Annotated in this window: 12 protein-coding genes and 1 riboswitch; of the genes, 6 read left to right on the top strand and 6 right to left on the bottom strand. The window is 71.0% G+C overall.

The features are described from left to right. Nucleotides 1–28: 28 nt before the first annotated feature. Nucleotides 29–1,264 (top strand): uroporphyrinogen-III C-methyltransferase, encoded by a 1,236-nt coding sequence (gene cobA, locus BLQ75_RS08145; protein WP_092600229.1) that lies wholly within the window; start codon nucleotides 29–31, stop codon nucleotides 1,262–1,264. 158 nt (nucleotides 1,265–1,422) lie between these two features. On the opposite strand, the gene cobN is transcribed toward cobA, so the two are convergent. Continuing rightward, complete coding sequence (gene cobN, locus BLQ75_RS08140) at nucleotides 1,423–5,037, bottom strand: cobaltochelatase subunit CobN (protein ID WP_092600226.1); 3,615 nt, start codon at nucleotides 5,035–5,037, stop codon at nucleotides 1,423–1,425. 131 nt (nucleotides 5,038–5,168) lie between these two features. Then, nucleotides 5,169–5,293, bottom strand: a riboswitch (cobalamin riboswitch). Nucleotides 5,294–5,417: 124 nt separating this feature from the next. Between cobN and cobG the strand changes: the two genes are divergently transcribed. Genes cobG through BLQ75_RS08125 form a run of 3 tightly spaced genes read left to right on the top strand, consistent with a single transcriptional unit; the run spans nucleotide 5,418 to nucleotide 8,973 of the window. Beyond that, nucleotides 5,418–6,809, top strand: a complete 1,392-nt coding sequence (gene cobG / locus BLQ75_RS08135; protein ID WP_092600223.1) for a precorrin-3B synthase — start codon at nucleotides 5,418–5,420, stop codon at nucleotides 6,807–6,809. Then, entirely contained in the window at nucleotides 6,806–7,432 is a 627-nt protein-coding gene (locus tag BLQ75_RS08130) for a precorrin-8X methylmutase (protein WP_092600220.1), read from the top strand. Before cobG ends, BLQ75_RS08130 begins: the two co-directional genes overlap by 4 nt. Next, entirely contained in the window at nucleotides 7,429–8,973 is a 1,545-nt protein-coding gene (locus BLQ75_RS08125; RefSeq protein ID WP_092600217.1) for a precorrin-2 C(20)-methyltransferase, read from the top strand. The genes BLQ75_RS08130 and BLQ75_RS08125 overlap by 4 nt, the downstream gene beginning before the upstream one ends. On the opposite strand, the gene BLQ75_RS08120 is transcribed toward BLQ75_RS08125, so the two are convergent. Then, nucleotides 8,961–9,710, bottom strand: coding sequence for a cobalt-precorrin-6A reductase (locus tag BLQ75_RS08120; protein WP_092600214.1), 750 nt, complete (start codon nucleotides 9,708–9,710; stop codon nucleotides 8,961–8,963). The genes BLQ75_RS08125 and BLQ75_RS08120 overlap by 13 nt on opposite strands. 250 nt (nucleotides 9,711–9,960) lie before the next feature. On the opposite strand from BLQ75_RS08120, the gene BLQ75_RS08115 reads away from it, so the two are divergent. Beyond that, entirely contained in the window at nucleotides 9,961–11,061 is a 1,101-nt protein-coding gene (locus BLQ75_RS08115) for a cobalt-precorrin-5B (C(1))-methyltransferase (RefSeq protein ID WP_092600211.1), read from the top strand. Between the two features lie 280 nt (nucleotides 11,062–11,341). Here BLQ75_RS08115 and cobM read toward each other — a convergent pair whose 3' ends face one another. The 4 genes from cobM to BLQ75_RS08095 all read right to left on the bottom strand — a co-directional run bounded on the left by cobM (nucleotide 11,342) and on the right by BLQ75_RS08095 (nucleotide 14,926). Beyond that, complete coding sequence (cobM, locus tag BLQ75_RS08110) at nucleotides 11,342–12,085, bottom strand: precorrin-4 C(11)-methyltransferase (protein ID WP_092600517.1); 744 nt, start codon at nucleotides 12,083–12,085, stop codon at nucleotides 11,342–11,344. Beyond that, nucleotides 12,082–13,287, bottom strand: a complete 1,206-nt coding sequence (cbiE, locus tag BLQ75_RS08105; RefSeq protein ID WP_244515329.1) for a precorrin-6y C5,15-methyltransferase (decarboxylating) subunit CbiE — start codon at nucleotides 13,285–13,287, stop codon at nucleotides 12,082–12,084. The genes cobM and cbiE overlap by 4 nt, the downstream gene beginning before the upstream one ends. A gap of 489 nt (nucleotides 13,288–13,776) precedes the next feature. After that, nucleotides 13,777–14,517 carry a peroxide stress protein YaaA gene (yaaA, locus tag BLQ75_RS08100; RefSeq protein ID WP_092600208.1) on the bottom strand — a complete coding sequence of 247 codons (741 nt, stop codon included), beginning with the start codon at nucleotides 14,515–14,517 and terminating at the stop codon, nucleotides 13,777–13,779. A gap of 133 nt (nucleotides 14,518–14,650) precedes the next feature. Then, the gene (locus tag BLQ75_RS08095) at nucleotides 14,651–14,926 is read right to left on the bottom strand and encodes an HC3 family zinc finger protein (protein ID WP_092600205.1); all 276 of its coding nucleotides are present in this window, start codon (nucleotides 14,924–14,926) and stop codon (nucleotides 14,651–14,653) included. Nucleotides 14,927–15,170: 244 nt separating this feature from the next. Between BLQ75_RS08095 and BLQ75_RS08090 the strand changes: the two genes are divergently transcribed. Next, complete coding sequence (locus BLQ75_RS08090) at nucleotides 15,171–16,919, top strand: proline--tRNA ligase (protein ID WP_092600202.1); 1,749 nt, start codon at nucleotides 15,171–15,173, stop codon at nucleotides 16,917–16,919. Nucleotides 16,920–17,001: the final 82 nt, after the last annotated feature.

Genomic DNA, 17,001 nt, shown 5'->3' with positions numbered 1-17,001 from the left:
GTGTGACTCGACAGGAACGACTACCCAGATGACCTCGCAAAGCCAGCACCACTACTTCGCCGGACTCGACCTGCAGGACAGGCGGGTGGTGGTCGTCGGAGCCGGATCCGTCGCGCAGCGCCGAGTCCCCAGACTGCTCAAGGCCGGGGCGCGAGTCGTGGTGATCTCTCCCGAGGCCACCCCGGCCGTGGAGGCCATGGCCGAGTCCGGCGAACTGGTGTGGCACCGCAGGCGGTACGCGGAGGGGGATCTGGACGGGGCCTGGTACGCGGTGGCGTGCACCTCCAGCGGAGAGGTCAACGAGCGGGTGGTCGCCGAGGCCGAACGTGACCGGGTGTTCTGCGTACGCGCGGACGAGGCGAGCCGGGGCTCCGCGGTCACGCCTGCCGTCGCCGAGCACAACGGGCTGCTGTTCGGAGTGCTGGCCGGTGGTGACCATCGGAGATCCGCCGTGGTCAAGGAAGCATTGCTGGAGGCCCTGCGCACCGGGCAGGTCGATGAGCGCGCCGAACCTCCGCAGCCAGGGGTCGCGCTGGTCGGCGGTGGTCCCGGTGACCCTGACCTGATCACGGTTCGGGGGCGGCAGCTGCTGGGCAGGGCCGATGTGGTCATCACCGACCGGCTCGCGCCGCGTGAACTGCTGGAGGAGTTGTCACCGAACGTCGAGGTGATCGACGCCTCCAAGATTCCCTACGGCCGTGCGGCGAACCAGGAGGTCATCAACGAGCTGCTGATCGAGCGTGCCACGGCGGGCAAGTTCGTGGTGCGGCTCAAGGGCGGCGATCCCTACGTGTACGGGCGCGGTTTCGAGGAGCTGCTGGCCTGTGTGGAGGCCGGGGTGGCCGTGACCGCGGTACCCGGCATAACCAGCGCGTTCGCGGCTCCCGCCATCGGGGACGTACCGGTGACCCATCGAGGAGTGGCCCACGAGGTCGTCGTGGTCTCCGGGCACGTCGGTCCGCACGACGAGCAGTCGCTGGTCGACTGGCCCGCCCTGGCGCGGTTGAACGGAACGCTGGTGCTGATGATGGCCGTCAAGCGAATCCGAGAGTTCGCCGATGTGCTGCTCGAACACGGCAGGAGTCCGGACACGCCGGTCGCTGTGGTGCAGGAAGGCACCACGCACACGCAACGGACGCTGCGCAGCAGGCTCCGCGACGTCGCCGACGACGTGGAGAACTCGGAGATCCGCCCGCCCGCGGTGATCGTCATCGGGCCGGTGGCCGGACTGGCTCCCGAACGCGACGCGTCACCGGTGGGCTGATCCGGGCCGGAGGTGGAACGGGCTAAGCGGAACGGGCGCGGTCGAAACCCACGAACCCCACCCGCTGCGGACGAGATCGCCGCCCTGTCCGTGGCGGGGAAACGGCCACGGACAGGGCGGCGTGGATTTCTCGCGAAACCGTGGAGCGGGGCGCGGTGTCAGTCGCCGCCGGGGCCCTCCTCCAGGTCGCCCTCCACCTGCAGGTAGACCTCGCGCAGCCGCTGCAGTGTCTCGGGGTCGGGCTCGGCCCACAGCTCACGGTCCGCCGCCTCCAGCAGCCGCTCGGCGATGCCGTGCAGCGCCCACGGGTTGGACTCGGTCAGGAACTTCTGGTTCCGCTCGTCGAAGACGTAGGTCTCGGCGAGCTTCTCGTACATCCAGTCACCGACCACGCCGGTGGTCGCGTCGTAGCCGAACAGGTAGTCCACGGTGGCCGCGAGCTCGAAGGCCCCCTTGTAACCGTGGTCGCGCATCGCCGAGACCCAGCGGGGGTTGACCACCCGGGAGCGGAACACCCGCGAGGTCTCCTCGTGCAGCGAGCGGGTCTTGATCGAGTCCGGTCGCGAGCTGTCCCCGATGTAGGCGGCCGGTGACTGACCGGTCAGTGCCCGAACGGTGGCGACCATTCCGCCGTGGTACTGGAAGTAGTCGTCAGAGTCGGCGATGTCGTGCTCGCGGGTGTCGGTGTTCTTCGCCGCCACCGAGATCCTGCGGTAGGCGGTCTCCATGTCCGACCTGGCCTCGACGCCGTCCAGCTCGCGTCCGTAGGCGAAGCCGCCCCAGACCGTGTACACCTCGGCGAGGTCCGAGTCGTCGCGCCAGTTGCGACTGTCGATCAGCGACAACATCCCCGCGCCGTAGGCCCCGGGTTTGGAGCCGAAGATCCGCATCGTCGCGCGCCGCTCGTCGCCGTGCTCGGCTATGTCGGCCCTGGTGTGCGCCCGCACGTGGTTCCACTCGTCGGGCTCGTCCAGCTCCGCGACCATGCGGAAGGCGTCGTCGAGCAGGTTGACCACGTGCGGGAAGGCGTCCCGGAAGAAACCGCTGATGCGCACCGTGACATCCACGCGGGGCCGTTCGAGCTCGTCGAGCGGGATCACCTCCAGACCGTTCACTCGCCGCGAGGAGTCGTCCCAAGTGGGGCGGACACCGATCAGCGCGAGTACCTCGGCGATGTCGTCACCGGAGGTGCGCATCGCGCTGGTTCCCCACACCGACAGCCCCACCGAGCCGGGCCACTCACCGTTGTCCTCGCGGTAACGCCGCAGCAGTGACTCCGCGATTGCGTGTCCGGTGTCCCAGGCCAGCCTGCTGGGGATTCCCTTGGGGTCCACCGAGTAGAAGTTCCTGCCGGTGGGAAGCACGTTCACCAGTCCGCGCAGCGGGGAACCGCTCGGACCGGAAGGGATGTATCCGCCGTTGAGGGCGTGCAGGGTCGAGCCCATCTCGTCCGTGGTGGCGGCCAGTCGGGGCACTATCTCCGTGGCGGCGAACCGCAGCACCTCGGGAACCCGCTCCGGCACCTCCTCCAGCACCGAGCGGCAGGCCTCCTCGACGGAATCGACGCGCCAGGCGCGCTCCTCCATGGCGCTTACCAGCGAGTGGGCGAGGGCCTCGATGTCGTCCACCCGGTCACGGGCCTCCGAACCGTCCTCGGCCAGGCCCAGTGCCTCGCGCAGTCCCGGAACCGCGGCCTGCTGACCACCCCACATCTGCCGTGCCCGCAGCATGGCCAGCACCAGGCTGACCCGTGCCTCGCCGGTGGGAGGATCGCCGAACACGTGCAACCCCTCCCGGATCTGGGCGTCCTTGACCTCGCACAACCAGCCGTCGACCTGCATCAGCATGTCGTCGAACTCGGCGTCGTGCGGGCGTTCCTCCAAGCCCAGGTCGTGGTCCAGCTTGGCCGCCTGCATCAGCGTCCAGATCTGGCTGCGGATGGCGGGCAGCTTGGCGGGGTCCATGGCCGTGATGTTGGCGTGCTCGTCGAGCAGCTGCTCCAACCGCGCGATGTCGCCGTAGCTCTCGGCGCGGGCCATCGGCGGCACGAGGTGGTCCACCAGTGTGGCGTGCACCCTGCGCTTGGCCTGCGTGCCTTCACCCGGGTCGTTGACCAGGAACGGGTACACCAGCGGCAGATCGGCCAGCGCCGCGTCCGTGGCGCAGGCGGCAGACATCCCCGCCGTCTTTCCGGGCAGCCATTCCAGGTTGCCGTGCTTGCCCAGGTGCACCATCGCGTGCGCGTCGAAGTCGTCGACGAGCCAGCGGTAGGCCGCCAGGTAGTGATGGCTCGGCGGCAGGTCGGGGTCGTGGTAGATCGCGATCGGGTTCTCCCCGAAGCCGCGCGGCGGCTGGATCATCAGCACCACGTTGCCCGCCCTGATGGCGGCGAGCACGATCTCGCCCTCGGGGTCCCGCGAGTAGTCCACGAACAACTCACCGGGGGGAGGTCCCCAGTGCTGTTCGATGTCGGAGCGCAGTTGCTCGGGCAGGGAGTCGAACCACTCCCGGTAACGCCTGGCCGGAATCCGCACCGGGTTGCCCGCCAGCTGCTCCTCGCTCAGCCAGTCCCGGTCCTGCCCGCCTGCCGCGATCAGCGCGTGGATCAGCGCGTCGCCGTCCTGCGCCGCGACACCGGGCAGGGCGTCCGGGCCTTCGTCGGGGCCGATGTCGTAGCCGTGTTCGCGCAGTGAGCGCAGCATCCGCACCGCCGAGACCGGGGTGTCCAGCCCCACGGCGTTGCCGACCCTGGCGTGCTTGGTCGGGTAGGCCGACAGCATCAGGGCGAGTCGCTTGTCCCGGGCAGGTACGTGCCGCAGCCGGGCGTGCCGCACCGCGATTCCGGCGACCCGTGCCGCTCGCTCGCTGTCGGCGACGTAGACCGGTAGCCCTTCCGAGTCGTTCTCCTTGAACGAGAACGGCACCGTTATCAAGCGGCCGTCGAACTCCGGAACCGCGACCTGGGTGGCCATGTCCAGTGGGGACAGCCCCTCGTCGTTGTCCTCCCAGGCGGCGCGGCTGCTGGTCAGGCACAGCCCTTGCAGGATCGGGACGTCCAGCTGCGCGAGCGCACCGACGTCCCATGCTTCGTCGTCGCCCCCGGCCGTGGCCACCGCCGGTTTGCTCCCGCCCGCCGCGAGCACCGTGACCACGAGGGCGTCCGCCCCGCGCAGCTTTTCCAGCAGTTCCGGGTCGGGCGTGCGCAGCGAGGCGCAGAACAACGGCATGGCCTGCCCACCCGCGTTCTCGATCGCGTCGCAGAGGGTGTGAGCGAACGCGGTGTTGCCCGCCATGTGGTGTGCCCGGTAGTACAACACGGCCACGGTCGGGCCCTCCCGTCTGACGGGAGTGCGCTCCAACTCGCCCCAGGTGGGGGTCTCAGCGGGGGGCGCGAAGCCGTTGCCGGTGAGCAGCACGGTGTCCGACAGGAAGTGGTACAGCTGGGTCAGGTTCTCCGGCCCACCGTGGGCCAGGTAGGCATGGGCCTCGGCGCACACACCGCCGGGGACGGTCGAGCACTCCATGAGCTCGGCGTCCGGCTGTTGCTCACCGCCGAGCACGACCACGGGACGAGACCCGTTGAGCAGGACGTCGAGTCCCTCTTCCCAGGCCCTGCGGCCGCCGAGCAGTCGCACCACGACGAGGTGGACCCCGTCGAGCAGCTCGGGGAGGTCGTCCGCACCGACCCGCGCCGGGTTCGCGAGCCGGTAATCGGCTCCGCTGGCCCGCGCACTGAGCAGGTCGGTGTCGGAAGTTGACAGCAGCAGGATCATGCGATTGGCTCCTCGGCGTCGAGAACCGGGGGGACCGACCAGGACAGGACGCGCGATGCACGCGCGTTCGAACGGCGCATCAGTAACCTTCCCAGGGGTCCTCGCCCCTTTCCAGAGTGTGGCGGTGGTCGGAGTCTCCTGGCTCCCGGATCATCGCTCGCTCCGGTCTTCCCATCCCGACGGGACAGTGACCGTCGACGGAGTCCGCTCCTCGGTGACAGTGGCGGGACCGCGCCGGACTCGCACCGGCTTCCTCCATGATCCACCGCAGATACGCGTTCCAGTTTCGGGAACGTGCGGATGCCTCGTCAAGCTGCCGGGCAGCCGGATCGCGCCATCGTGTCGCGGCGCACAGTGCCGCGGCCCGTAGCATCCCCGGAGTGTCCGAGAACTTCAGCGCCGATCGTGACAGACCCGATGCCTGCCCGGGCGCGCTCCGGCTCCACCAGGCCGCGGACGGCGGGCTGGCGCGGATCCGCGTTCCAGGCGGAAGGCTGGACAGCCGACAGCTGCGGACCCTGAACAGGGCCGCCGTGGAGCTGGGGAACTCCACGATCGAGCTGACCTCCCGCGCCAACCTGCAGTTGCGCGGGATAGAAGCCCCCGATGAGCTGGGGCGGCTGTTGGACGAGGTCGGCCTGCTGCCCTCCCTGACCCACGAACGGGTGCGCAACATCGTGGCCGCCCCTCACGCGGGACTCGACGGACGCGGCCGGCTGGGCTCGGTGCGCTGGCTCGTGACTGAGCTGGACGCGCTGTTGTGCGCGGATCCGGCTCTGGCCGAGCTGTCCGGCAGGTTCCTGTTCACCGTCGACGACGGCAGCGGTGACCTGTCCCCGCTGTGCGCCGACGTGGGGTTGTTGCCGGTGTCGGCCGACAGCCTCGCCGTGCTGTTGGCCGGGGCCGACTCGGGACTGCGGGTCCGGCCCGGTGACGCGCCCTCCGCCGCGGTGACCGCCGCGCGGGAGTTCCTCGCCGTGCGCCGACGGCACGGTGGCGCGGCGTGGCGAGTGGCCGAGTTGGACACGCAGGATGAGTTGGCGGAAGCACTGTGTGCCTACTGCGGCCGGTGGACCGGAGCCGTTGTCGATGTCACATCACGCGAGAGGACTCCGCCCGCCCGACGGCGGAATCCGCAGGAAAGGCCCACTGTGGGGGAGCTGGGCCGCTCCGAGAGCCGGGTCGCGCTGGGCGTCGGGGCGCCATTGGGCCGCTTGTCCCCGGCGCAACTGCGTAGCATCATACGAACGGCCGAAGCCGCGTCCGGTGTCGTCCGACTGACGCCCTGGCGGACGGTGGTCGTCCCCGGCGTCGACGAGGGTGAGTGTTCGGCACGGCTTTCCGAGCTGCACTCGTGCGGCCTGATCGTCGAAACAGCCTCGCCGTTCAACGGCGCGACCGCCTGCGCGGGCAAGCCCGGCTGCGCCAAGTCCCTGGCCGACGTCCACCGGGACGCCGCGCGCGGTCTGGCCTACGTCGAGGCGGTGGACGACGAGACGGCGGAGGCCGGTGTGCTCCCGGTGCACTGGGTGGGCTGTTCCCGCCGCTGCGGGCGGCCGCCCGGTCCCGTGGTGGAGGTGCTGGCGGGCCCCTCCGGATACTCGGTCAGCTCCACCACGGAGTCCGGTACGAGCACGTGGGTGGCCGATGCGGGCCATCGCGAGGTGGCCGAGGCCGTCAGGCGTGCCCGTCACGCCGGGACGACCACCGTCCCGGCCGGTACCGGCCATGAGGACAACGACCAGGAAACAGGTGACGAGGACTACCGGTGATCGAATACATCCGGGACGGCGAGGAGATCTACCGGCGCTCCTTCGCGACCATCCGCGCGGAAGCCGGTCTCGACGAGCTGCCGTCGGACGTCGCCGGTGTGGCCGTGCGCATGATCCACGCCTGCGGCATGGTCGATCTGGTCGACGATCTCGCCTTCTCACCGGGGGTGGTCAGCGCCGCTCGCGGCGCGCTGAACGCCGGAGCCCCGGTGCTGTGCGACGCGGAGATGGTGGCCGCGGGTGTGACGCGCCGCAGGCTCCCGGCGGACAACGAGATCCTGTGCACCCTGTCCGACCCGGCGGTTCCCGACCTCGCGCGGCGCCTCGGCACCACGCGCAGCGCCGCCGCCATGGAGTTGTGGCGCGGCAGGCTGGACGGGGCCGTGGTGGCGATCGGCAACGCTCCCACCTGCCTGTTCCGGCTGCTGGAGCTGATCGAGGAGGGGGCGGGTACACCAGCAGCGGTGCTGGGGATTCCCGTGGGGTTCATCGGTGCGGTCGAGTCCAAGCAGGCGCTGCGGCGGCACCCGGGGTGCCCGGAGTCCCTGGTGGTGCACGGCAGGCGGGGCGGTAGTGCGATGACCGCGGCCGCCATCAACGCGATCGCGAGCGAGGAAGAGTGAACAGCCAACAGAGCGACACCCCCGCACCCGGCCGACTGTTCGGAGTGGGGCTGGGACCCGGCGATCCCGAACTGGTAACGGTCAAGGCGGCACGCCTGATCGGCGAGGCCGACGTGATCGCCTACCACAGCGCCAGGCACGGCAACAGCATCGCCAGGTCGGTGGCCGAGCCCTACCTGCGCGGTGACCAGATCGAGGAACCCCTGGTGTACCCGGTCACCACCGAGACCACCGACCACCCGGGGGGATACCAGGGCGCGATCGACGAGTTCTACACCGAGATCGCCGGACGGCTGGCCGCCCACCTCAGCGCCGGGCGTGACGTCGCGCTGCTCGGGGAGGGGGACCCGTTCTTCTACGGCTCCTACATGCACATGCACAAGCGGCTTTCGGGGAGGTTCGAGACGCGGGTCGTGCCCGGGGTGAACTCCGTCGGCGCCGCCTCCGCCGAGCTCGGGCGCCCGCTGGCGGAGCGCGACGAGGTCCTGACCGTGCTGCCCGGCACCCTGGAACCCGAGGTGCTGGCCGAGCGGTTGCGCGAGACCGACGCGGCCGCCGTGCTCAAGCTGGGCCGGACCTTCGAGGGAGTCCGTGACGCCTTCGACCGGGCGGGTTGCCTCGACAGGGCCTACTACGTGGAGCGGGCCAGCACCCGGCGGCAGCGGGTCGAGCCGCTCGCCGACGTCGACCCGGACAGCGTCCCCTACTTCTCGCTGGCGCTGCTTCCCAGCCCGGTGGGAACAGGGGGCAGCGCCACCCCGGAAACCGGTTCCACCGGTCGGAACCCCGGTTCGGGCTCCGGGCGGGTCGTGGTGGTCGGGCTGGGCCCCGCCGGGCGGGAGTGGACCACTCCCGAGGCGCAGGCGGCGGTCGGCGCCGCCGACGACCTCGTCGGTTACGGTCCCTACCTCGACCGGCTACCGAGCAATCCGCGGCAGCGCAAGCACCCCTCGGACAACCGGGTGGAGGCCGAACGTGCCGCCGAGGCACTCGAACTGGCCGCGAACGGCCGGGAGGTCGTGGTGGTCTCCTCCGGTGATCCGGGCGTCTTCGCCATGGGCAGCGCGGTGCTGGAAGTGGCCTCCGAGCCGGCCTACGAGCACGTCGAGGTCCGCGTGCTGCCGGGACTGACGGCAGCGCAGGCGGTGGCCAGCCGGGTGGGGGCACCACTGGGCCACGACTACTGCGTGCTCTCGTTGTCCGATCGGCTCAAGCCGTGGGAGGTGATCGAACAGCGGTTGGAGGCCGCCGCGGGCGCGGATCTCGCGATGGCCGTCTACAACCCGGCCTCGGCGAGCCGGCGTTGGCAGGTCGGCGCGGCCCGCGACGTGCTGCTCCGGCACCGCGCACCCGACACGCCGGTGGTGATCGGAAGGGACGTCGGAGGCCCCGAGGAGCACGTGCGGATCGTCCGGCTCGACGAGCTGGACCCGGAACAGGTCGACATGCGCTGCCTGCTGCTGATCGGCTCTTCCACCAGCCGGCTCGTGGAGCGCGCCGACGGCCGGGCGGTCTTCACCCCCAGGCGTTACCCGGCGTGAGACCGGTGCTTCCGGAGCCAGGCGAGCGCGTCCTCCACCGTGTGCACCACCGGAACCTTCGGAAGTTCGGGCTGACGAACCAGCACCACCGGCAGCCCCAGTTGACGGGCGGCGGTGAGCTTGCCCTCGGTCATGGTGCCGCCGCTGTTCTTGCTGACGACCACCTCGATGCGGTGCCGTCGGAGCAGGTCCAGCTCGGCGGCGGTGTCGAACGGTCCTCTGGCGAGCAGCGTGGTCATGTTCGGCGGGAGGGGGTGCTCGGGCTCGTCGACGCTGCGTACGAGGAACCAGTTGTCCCGCGCCGTGGCGAAGTGCTCCACTCCCTGGCGGCCGGTGGTCAGCAGCACGCGCTGTCCCAGTTCGCCGACCTTTTCGGCGGCCTCGGCCAGCGATTCCACCTGGTGCCAGTCGTCGCCCGACTCCGGCGACCACGCCCGCCTGCGCAGTACCAGCAGGTCGGTGCCCGTGGTCGCCGCAGCTGCCACCGCGTTGTCGGTCATCCGTCTCGCGAACGGGTGGGTGGCGTCCACGATCGTCCCGATCCGCTCGTCCCGCAGGTATTCGGCCAGGCCCTCCGGGCCGCCGAATCCACCGATCCGCACCTCGCCCTTCGGCAGTCTCGGTTCACGAACCCGGCCCGCCAGCGAGGACACCACGGGCACCCCCAGCTCGTCGAGCTGTTCGGCCAGTCGTCTGCCCTCGCCGGTGCCTCCCAGGATGAGGACACGCGGATTCATCGGCACACCCCTGAATCGACTGCGGACTTCCTGAGCCCCGGCCGGTGCGAAGGTCCGTCGGAGCGGGAGCGGGCTCGCGGCGATCCGGACCACCGTGCCCGCGCCCCACGGCACCGGTCGTACGGTCGGTCCAGCGTTCGTGCGGGTGAGCCGGTGGGAGCACCGGCCACGTCCGGAGCCGGGGCGGCCGAGCCGGCCGGGACCCGCTCGGCCACGACTCACGATCGAACCCGTTGGAGTGCATTCTGCCGTGGCAAACGATAGTGCCGAGCAGTCGGGTGGCCTCCGGTACGGCTGGACCACCGGGGCCTGCGCGCTGGCCGCCACCACAGCCGCCTACGAGGCGTTGCTCACGGGGAGCTTTCCCGACCCCGTGCCGGTGCGGTTGCCGAGGGGACACCGCCCCTCGTTCGCGCTCACCAAGGAGAGCTCGGGGCCGGGCTGGGCCCTGGCCGGGGTGGTCAAGGACGCCGGGGACGACCCCGACGTCACCCACGGCGCCGTCGTCCGCTCCCGCGTCAGCCGTGGCGAACCGGGGAGCGGGGTGACGTTCCGCGCGGGTCCGGGTGTGGGAACCGTCACCAAGCCCGGCCTGCCGCTGGAGGTCGGGGAACCGGCGATCAACCCGGTTCCCCGTAGGCTGATGCGCGAGGCGGTCACCGAACTAGCCGAGCGCCACGGCGACTCGGGGAACCTGGTGGTGGAGGTCTCCGTCGAGGACGGCGAGGAACTGGCCAGGCACACCTGGAACCCGAGGTTGGGGATCACGGGTGGGCTGTCGATCCTCGGGACGACCGGCGTGGTGATCCCGTACTCGTGCTCGGCGTGGATAGACAGCATCCGGCGCGGGGTGGACGTGGCCCGTGCCGAAGGGCTCGACCACGTGGCGGGATGCACCGGCAGCACATCGGAGCGCACGGTCGTCGAGCTCTACGGACTCGCCGACGAGGCGCTGCTCGACATGGGCGACTTCGCGGGGGCGGTGTTGAAGTACCTCCGCAGGCACCCGGTGCCCCGGCTGACGATCGCGGGCGGGATCGGCAAGATCGCCAAGCTCGCGGACGGCCACCTGGACCTGCACTCGAAGCGTTCGCGGGTCGATTTCGCCCAGTTGTCCCGCCTGGTGCGGCAGGAGGGCGGTGGCGAGGAGCTCGCCGAGCGCGTGGCCGGAGCCAACACCGCTCTGGACGCGCTGCAGGCGGCCCGTGCCGAGGAATTCCCCCTCGGCGACCTGGTCGCCCGTGACGCGCGCGAGGTGGCGCTGGAGACGCTGCGGGGGGTCGCCGTCCGGGTCGAGGTGATCGTCATCGACCGGGCGGGCGCCGTCGTGGGACGCACCGTCCCGCACTGACCGACTCCGCGGCCCCCTCAGGGGGGTGCCCGACGGTAGTACCTCCCGCGAGCTCCGGTTCGCCAGCTCGTCCGGGCTCACCTCGAGCGGTCACCGCACCACGTCGTTCCCCGATCGGGGAGTACCACGGGACGATCCTCGGGGTGAGCCGAAGGGGACGCCCCGGCCACCGGAGTGGTGGGAAGACCCGCTGGCCGGTGGGTCTTCCCGGACCGCGTCGCGTGGGAACGTCGACCCGCTCGCGAGCGGACCCACCCCGTGGGCAGTCACGAACGGGCGATCACTCGCGGCACCGGTTCGCGGAGTACAGGTGGCTGTCGGGGAACTCGCCCGCGGTGAGCACCTCTCCCACGACGATCACGGCGGTCCGTTCGATCCCGGCCTGCCTGACCTGGGCGGCTATGTCGGCCAGCGTGCCGCGCAGTACGGTCTCGTCGTCCCTGCTCGCCCCGGCGACCACGGCCACGGGGCATTCCCGGCCGTAGTTCGGCACCAGCCGCTCCACGAGTTCCTCGACGCGGTTGACCGCCAGGTGCAGCACCATCGTCGCCCCGCCGCGTCCCAGTGTCTCGAGCTCCTCACCCTCCGGCATCGGAGTGGCCCTGGCCGCGATCCTGGTCAGCAGCACGGTCTGCCCCACGCCGGGAACGGTGAGCTCCCGGTTCAGCGCGGCGGCGGCGGCCGCGAAAGCGGGAACCCCGGGGACCATCTCGTAGGCGACACCGTGGGCGTCGAGCCTGCGCATCTGCTCGGCCACCGCGCTGAACACCGCCGGATCCCCGGAGTGCAGCCGCGCCACGTCCTGCCCCCGCCGGTCCGCCGCCAGCATCTCGTCGAGTATCTCGTCGAGCGTCATCCTGGCGGTGTCCACGAGACGGGCGTCGGCCGGGCACTGCTCCAGCAGCTCCCGGGGAACCAGACTGCCCGCGTACAGGCACACCGGGCAGTTCGCGAGGGTGTCGCGGCCCCGGACCGTGATCAGGTCGGCCGCGCCGGGGCCGGCACCGACGAAGTGAACGGTCATCGCTTCGTCACCGCCCACTGGGTCACCCGCATCGCGGGGCGCCAAGCGGTGAACCCACCGATCGGCGCGGCCTGCTCTACGCCGATGCGCACCAGTTCGCCGCCCAGTCGGCCGTACCAGTCGGACACTATCGACTCCGATTCCATCGTGACGGCGTTGACCACCAGGCGTCCACCGGGGGCCAGCGCCTCCGTACAGGTCCGTAACACGTCGGGTGTGGTCACCCCGCCGCCGATGAACACCGCGTCCGGGCGTTCCAGGTCGCGCAGGGCCTCCGGGGCGGCCCCGCGAACCACGTCCAGCTCGGGGACACCCAGCCGGGCGGCGTTGCGGGTGATGCGCTCGGCCCGTTCGGCGCTCCGCTCGACCGCGACCGCGCGGCAGGCGGGGGAGGCGCGCATCCACTCGATCGCCACGCTTCCCGCGCCCGCGCCCACGTCCCACAGCAGTCCTCCGGGGGAGGGAGCCAGTCGGGCCAGGGTGGTCACCCGCACGTCGCGCTTGGTGAGCTGCCCGTCGTGCTCGAACGCGTCGTCGGGCAGTCCCGGTGCCCCCACGGTCCGGAAACGGTCGAGGGATTCCCGCGGCCCGTCCTCGGCGCGGCACTCCACCGCGAGCACGTGCAGCGGTCCGGTGTGCTCCCGCAGCTCTGCCGCGATGGTGCGGTGTCGCAGTTCGCGCTCCGAGCCCAGGTTCTCCAGCACCGTCAGCTCGCTGCGGCCGAAACCGTGCTCGGTGAGCAGCTCGGAGACCTTCGAGGGCGTCGTGCCGTCGGAGCCGAGCACCAGCAGGCGGGCGCCGGGTTCGAGGGCGGCCAGGACGTTGTCCACCGCCCTGCCGACCAGGTTGACCACACGGGTCTCCTGCAGCGGCCAGCCCAGCCGGGAACAGGCCAACGACACCGAGGACGGCCGGGGGATTACCTCCAACCGTTCCGGTCCCAGCAGCTTCGCCAGGGTCGCCCCGATGCCGTGGAACATGGGGTCCCCGCTCGCCAGCACGCAACGGGACCTGTCGGCGTACTCGGCGAGCAGGCCGGGCAGCGCGGGCAGCAGTGGTGAGGGCCAGGCGACCCGGAGCCCGCTCGGTTCCGGTACCAGGTCGAGTTGGCGACGGCTGCCCAGCAGCACCTCGGCTTCGGTGACCGCCTCCCTGGCGGCTGGGGAGAGGCCTTCCCAGCCGTCGGCGCCGATGCCCACCACGCGCACTCGTTCGGTGGGGTCCGTTCCCGTCCCGTTCACAGTCGCCCCGGTGCCCCGGACACCGGGCTCCCGTTCGGGACGGTTCCGGTCGCCACGTCTTCCCGGGCCGCGCGTGGTTTCCCGTTCGTGCCGGGCAGCGGGCCCGGTCCCCCACCGGTGAGGTATTCGGACACGTTCGCGCTGTCTCCTTCTCCACGGGATCGGGTGCTCCTCGGAGCAGGGGCCACCGCCGTCGGCGACGTCGACGGCCGCCGGGCCCGCCCGAGGCGGTGCACGGTCCACGACCGCCGTGCGAGGTGGTCGGTGGGGGCGCCGACCCGCCGGGATCGGTGAGGTCCGGACGTCGTGGCCGGTTCCCGGCCGGATCAGTGGGACTGCTCCGCGAGCGTCATAGCCGAGCGGAGCGCCGTTGCGGCGCCCATCGCCGCGGCCGGACGCGAGGGAACACTCTATCGCACCTCGGGACGAGGGTGAGCGGTGCCGGACCGCTCAACCCGCGATCACGCGCAGCGCTCGTTCTCCCGCTCGTTCCACCCTGATCCCGGCCTGCTCCGCCACAGTGACCATGTCGTCGAGATCCTCCGGCTCCTCCGGGGTCGAAGCCAGCGCGCGTGCCAGCCGTCCCTTGTGAGCCTTGTTGTGGTGGCTCACCGTCTTCCGCGAGCCGTCCGGGAGTTCGGTGACCACGTTTACCTCCACGGCCCCGCGCACCCTCGCCAGTGCCGCGTACGCCCCGGAGCGCAGATCCACCACCGGCTCCGCCTCGGCGGCCAGCACCGGCTCCAGCGCGGGGCGCCACACGGAGCGCAACCCGCCGACACCCGGCAGTGCCGAGTTGGCGGAGAGCCGGTAGGCGGGGACGGGATCTCCACCGCGAACCAGGCCGAACAGCGCCGAGGCCACCGCCAGCCTGCTGTCGGCACGGGAGCGCTCGACCGCCGACATCGAATCGACCTCCAGCGCGTCGTAGAGCACTCCGGTGTAGCGCTCCAGGGCGGGAGCGGTGGGTGAGCTCCACAGGGCGGCGTTGCGTTTCACCTCGCCGGCCATCCGCTCGGAGAGCCCGAGGGCCCGCAGGCTCGCGTCGGGGTCGTCGGCCAGTTCCGTCAGCGCGTCGGCCAGTCGCCGCCGGGTCGGGTTGAGCTCCCCGAACGACAGCGAGTCGAGCCGGAGCGGCGCTCCGGTGCCACCGTTCGACTTGGTCTCGGACGGGGGAAGCAGCACCAGCACGGAACTCGGGGTCCTTTCCGGTCGGATTCCTCGGTTCGGGGCCGGTGGTCCGGGGCCCGTCCCGCGGGGCGGAGGTGGAGAGCGGGATCGTGGCGGGGTGGGGCGCCGCGAGAGCCACCGAGGGCATCGCAGCCTAGCGGTCCTCGGACGACCGGCCGTCCCCGGGGTTCGCCCACGGGTAGTCCGGCACCTGCTGCCGCACCAGGCTCTCCCAGCACGACTCGCAGGTCGGGTGCAGCAGCCACTCCGTCGAGCTGACCGGAGCCGGGTCGAGCCGGGAGCCGCACAGTGCCTCGACCTCCGGCCAGCCGCGCGGCGGTCGGTCACCGCGGATCGCGTGTCGTTTCCCGTCGAATTTCCGCGCCGGGTGCCAGAACAGCCCTCCGTCGCTGGATTCGTCCGAGCTCATCACAACTCCCATCGTGCGCTCGGGTCGGTCGAGGTGCGGAACGATTGAGCCACACTCCCGCGTGGCGGATGTGGGGAGATCGACTGTCGTGCTTCGATCGTGGGACCGCCGCCCGGGCGATGCACGGTGCGTGGAGGGGAGTCGCTCCCCGGGGAGGGAGTCCGCCGCCATCGACCACGAATCCGGCAGCTACGCTTCCCGGTAATACGCGAGGACAGTGCCGGGCGTAAAGGAGCGCGTAGCCGTGATCACGAGGATGTCCACGTTGTTCCTGCGTACCCTGCGGGAGGATCCGGCGGACGCGGAGGTGCCGAGTCACCGTCTGCTCGTGCGCGCCGGATACGTACGCCGGGTCGCACCGGGCATCTACTCCTGGTTGCCGTTGGGGTTGCGCGTGCTGCGCAACATCGAGCGGGCGGTTCGGGAGGAGATGGACGCCATCGGCGCCCAGGAGATCCATCTGCCCGCGCTGTTGCCCAAGGAGCCCTACGAGGCGACCGGTCGCTGGACCGAGTACGGGCCGAACATGTTCCGCCTCAAGGACCGTAAGCAGGCCGACTACCTGCTCGGGCCCACCCACGAGGAGCTGTTCGCCCAGACGGTCAAGGGCGAGTACAACTCCTACCGGGACTTTCCCGTGATCCTCTACCAGATCCAGACCAAGTATCGCGACGAGGAGCGGCCACGTGCCGGAATCCTGCGCGGCAGGGAGTTCGTGATGAAGGACTCCTACTCCTTCGATCTGGACGACGAACAGCTGCTGAGCTCCTACCGGCTGCACCGCGAGGCCTACGTCCGGTTGTTCGACCGGTTGGAGCTCGATTACACCGTGGTGTCGGCGACCTCCGGCGCCATGGGCGGGTCCGCTTCCGAGGAGTTCCTGGCCGAGTGCGCCACCGGTGAGGACACGTTCGTACGCAGTAGCGAGTCCGACTACGCCGCCAACGTCGAGGCCGTCACGACTCCGGCGCCGCCCGAGGGCAGGATCGAGGACCACCCTCCGGCGGAGGTGCATCACACCCCGGACACTCCCACGATCGAGACCCTGGTCGATTTCCTCAACTCCGAGAGTGGGGAACGCACCTTCACGGCGGCGGACACGTTGAAGAACGTGCTGGTCAAGACGCGCGCCCCGGGGTCGGCGGAGTGGGAACTGCTCGCGGTGGGCGTTCCCGGCGACCGGGAGGTCGACATGAAGCGGTTGGAGGCGGCTCTGGAACCTTCCGAGGTCGCCCTGCTGGACGATGCCGACTTCGAGGCCAATCCGTTCCTGGTCAAGGGCTACGTCGGCCCGCTGGCGCTGCGGGACAACGGCGTGCGCTACCTCGTCGATCCCAGGGTCGTGCGGGGCACCGCCTGGGCGACCGGCGCGGACAAGCCCGATCACCACGTGGTCGACCTGGTCTGCGGCCGTGACTTCACCCCGGACGGAACGATCGAGGCCGCCGAGGTGCGGGAGGGCGACCCCTCACCGGACGGCAGTGGCGTGCTGCGCTCCGCGCGCGGCATCGAGATCGGGCACATCTTCCAACTGGGCCGTAAGTACACCGACGCCGTCTCGTTGGACGCGCTCGGGCAGGACGGCAAGCCGAAGCGGGTCACCATGGGGTCCTACGGGATCGGGGTCTCCCGCCTGGTCGCGGCGATCGCGGAACAGCACCACGACGAACTCGGTCTGGTCTGGCCGAAGGAGGCCGCACCCGCCGACGTGCACGTGGTGATCGCGGGCAAGGACGAGAATCTGGCCGGTGAGGCGGAACGGATCTCCACCGAGCTGGACAACGCCGGGGTTCGCGTGATCCTCGACGACCGGAACGCCTCGCCCGGTGTCAAGTTCGCGGACGCGGAACTGGTCGGGGTGCCGACGATCCTGGTCGTCGGCAAGGGGCTCGTCAACGGTGTGGTCGAGGTGAAGGATCGCGCGAGTGGCGAGCGCACCGAGGTCGCCGCCGACCGGATCGTGGGGCACCTGGTCGGTCTGGTGCGTGGCTGATCGGCGGTCGTTCCGGCACTCCCGGGTGGTCGACGGCGGCGCGGTTCGCCCGTCGCGGGTAACGCGGTTCTCGGTGTATCCG

Origin of the sequence: Actinopolyspora xinjiangensis (assembly GCF_900104475.1) — a bacterium.
Lineage (GTDB): Bacteria > Actinomycetota > Actinomycetes > Mycobacteriales > Pseudonocardiaceae > Actinopolyspora > Actinopolyspora xinjiangensis.
The sequence above is the reverse complement of the archived record's forward strand: the minus strand, read 5'-3'. Positions and strand labels throughout refer to the sequence as shown.

Coding starts and splice junctions, on each gene's coding strand:
- cobA (WP_092600229.1), top strand. CDS start 29: ATGACCTCGCAAAGCCAGCACCACTACTTCGCCGGACTCGACCTGCAG.
- cobN (WP_092600226.1), bottom strand. CDS start 5,037: ATGATCCTGCTGCTGTCAACTTCCGACACCGACCTGCTCAGTGCGCGG.
- BLQ75_RS08120 (WP_092600214.1), bottom strand. CDS start 9,710: ATGAATCCGCGTGTCCTCATCCTGGGAGGCACCGGCGAGGGCAGACGA.
- cobM (WP_092600517.1), bottom strand. CDS start 12,085: ATGACCGTTCACTTCGTCGGTGCCGGCCCCGGCGCGGCCGACCTGATC.
- BLQ75_RS08095 (WP_092600205.1), bottom strand. CDS start 14,926: ATGAGCTCGGACGAATCCAGCGACGGAGGGCTGTTCTGGCACCCGGCG.